General features: G+C 37.0%; 1 protein-coding gene. It reads left to right on the forward strand.

What is annotated here, in order from left to right; translation table 11 throughout:
- Positions 1–142: 142 nt before the first annotated feature.
- On the forward strand, positions 143–2,090 hold a 1,948-nt coding region (locus KDK18_RS01500), incomplete at its 3' end, for a hypothetical protein (protein WP_257252682.1).

The following is a 2,090-nucleotide window of genomic DNA, read 5'->3' on the forward strand; positions in this document are numbered from 1 at the left end:
CCTCAATTTCTTGCAATCCTCGCTACGGACGCTTAAGTCCGACAGGCTGCTAGATGAATTATTGTTCTGGATCTTTTTTGGAAATTAATGGTCTAAAGCATGTATAGCTTAAGAGAATTAAATGTGTTCAATAGAGGGATTTATGAATATAAACACTACTGTAACAGATGCTTACGAACCTCATAAAAACAGTCTTGCTGAGAAGAATGATGAAAGTTTTGATTCAGAGCAGAGAGTGGTTAAAAGTTTTTCAAGAAAGCGATTGGTTGAAGATAAATCCTCTGCACCGATAAAGCAGATGCGAGAATTTGGTTGTATTGTACCAGATTGCAGTCATCAGATGGTCAATCAGCCTATTCCTGATCGAAAAGTTTCTCACTGCTTTAATTCTGACGGTTGTGAGGGCATAGATGAAGTCAAAAGCAGGCCGAGCGAGATATTTAGTGCTGATGAAGTGGCAAAATGCTTTCGAAATACCATTAAAAAACTCATACACACACTGAGGTACGAAAAAATTGCAAGAGAGAGTTATGAAGATGATCAAAGAGACGAATTAACAGAAATTTTTATCGATTTTATTTTATACCGGGAAGGTCTGGTTCATGATCGGTGTTTTACGGTTGAAAGCAGCACCGATAAATATGTGGCGGGTAAGATCATCAGCCAGAAACGAGTCGAAGAGATACAGTCTTTCCTGAATGCTATTTTTACCGAACGAGCGGCAGCGGAACCTAAAAGAAACAGGAGTCGATTATTTTATAGTCTGGGGGACATTCTGGTGGATTATCTCAACAAAAGAGAGAACGTACCAAATGATGTAATCCCAAATGTTAGATTTTTTTTAATGAATAAAAATGAATTCACCTACGAGAAATTGCTGAAGGATATATTTCCATTTTTTCAAACCCTTCTTCCTTCAGGAGGCCTTTTTTCTGAGCTGGTTATCATATTTAATTTTGCCGTGAAATTCAGGCAAAAAATTATCGATAGTGGTAGTTTATTATTTTACCCGAGTAATTTGTTAACCATTGCTTTGCGTATCAACAAAATTGATATGAGAGAGTTTTTTAATCGACATGTTATGGATGTTATTTTTTTTCGGCGTTGTGATGGTATTGTCGACACTCTTTTTGATGGTTGCCCTTTATCCACTGAGAATGAAGCAAAATCGGAAAACAAATTAAACCCTAAATTTGGAGAAGAGCTTGAATATGATGTAAAAAATGTAATTTCTGATTCAGAGGGGAAGCTTGTTAGCATTTTTTCATCTCGATTCGCAGAAAAAGAGTTAACTAACCACGTTACCGCTAAAAAATTTGATTCACGCTGTGGATTTGACAGTAACTTTACCCTGTTTCCTTTTTATGATACTCGGAAGTGGTTTGAAATAATCTGCACGCCTTATCATGCTGATGATCAACTCGCGGAATTATCTTTTGAAAAGGTCATTGAAGTGACTGATTCAATGCGCAAAGACGGGTTGATTGATTATAGCTCCGGGCATAAACACGTCGATGTCTTGAGTGCCACTCAGGGTGATACTAGTGTGCTTCTGGCTTTGGAGTCTGAGATCCAGCGAAACCCTTTTTTGCTGAGGGCATTTGGAAATAATGATCGTATCCTGCAGAACGATGAAGCCAAATGGTATAAAACATTTGCTGATTATAATCCAGACACAAAGCTATTTGCAGTGAAGCGGTTAAATTGGATCATTGATCGATATAATAAAAAAATAGAAGAAGGTTGTACTGAAGAGTCAAGCTATAAAAGCAAAAATGATTCGGAAAAAAAAGACAGGCTTAATCAATTTGTGCATTTTTATAACCAACTTGTTCATATGACGACTATACAAAGGGGGCTTGGTGGAGTGGGTGACGATTATATGGAAAAGTACATGGCTATTTCTTTATTACATATTACCGGAGCAAGTAAAGTCAAAAAATTATCAACGCTGGAATTTCGTTTTTTCCGTTGTCCAAAAACGGTACAGGAAATCAAATTGATTAACCAATTTTTACACGCATTATTTCAGTACATTCATCAGTGCAGAAAGGATAAAATCCCTTTGCAGCCTGTCCCTGAAAATATCC

Source organism: Endozoicomonas sp. SESOKO3, from assembly GCF_024606255.1.